The sequence below is a fragment of the Hymenobacter agri genome, assembly GCF_054778495.1.
The window spans coordinates 1-731 of sequence record NZ_BAAGZM010001159.1 but is presented as its reverse complement, the minus strand read 5'-3'; the positions used below and the strand labels follow the sequence as shown (position 1 = coordinate 731).

The following is a 731-nucleotide window of genomic DNA, read 5'->3' as shown; positions in this document are numbered from 1 at the left end:
CAGAACCAGCCCGCGGCCCTGCTGCGCCTGGCGCTGGGCCTGGCCGTGCCGGCCATGCAGGGCTACGCGGTGGGCAAAATGTTTGTGCGCTACGCCTGGGACCTGATTACCGACCACACCGCTTTTCAGCAAGTGGCCGCCCTGGGCGAACTTTGACGCCCCGCGTTACTGCGCTTAATGAGGAATTCCCGGTCGATAATTCCTCACACCTTATTCCTCATTGCAAGAAGTGAAACTTCCCTACGAACGTCCTGCCCTGCGCAAGCTCACCGCCGGCCCCTTGGGTAAGTTTGGCCCCCGGGCCGGCACGCCGGCGGTCGAAACGCTGGATGGCGTGCGCGTTGATGCGCTGGTGGCGCAGTTTGGCTCGCCGCTGTTTGTGCTGAGCGAGCGGCAGCTGCGGCGAAGCTACCAGGCCGTGCAGCGGGCGTTTGCCACGCGCTACCCGGCGGTGCAGCTGGCGTGGTCGTACAAAACCAACTACCTGAATGCCGTGTGCCGCACCTTCCACCAGGAAGGGGCCTGGGCTGAGGTGGTGAGTGGCATGGAGCTGGAAAAAGCCCTGCTGAACGGCGTGCCCGGCCCGCATATTCTCTTCAACGGCCCGGGCAAGCGCCGCGCCGATTTAGAGCGGGCCTGCGCGGTCGATGCCGTCATTCACCTCGACAATGCCGACGAGCTGCACCTGCTGCTGGGCGTGGCCGAAGGCCGCCCGCAACGGCCCCGCGTGG

1 pseudogene is annotated in these 731 nt (G+C 65.7%); it reads left to right on the top strand.

Features of this window, described 5'->3' with window-relative positions:
* Positions 1-229: 229 nt before the first annotated feature.
* Positions 230-731: pseudogene (locus tag ACYVDE_RS25075) on the top strand (diaminopimelate decarboxylase); the annotation flags it as partial.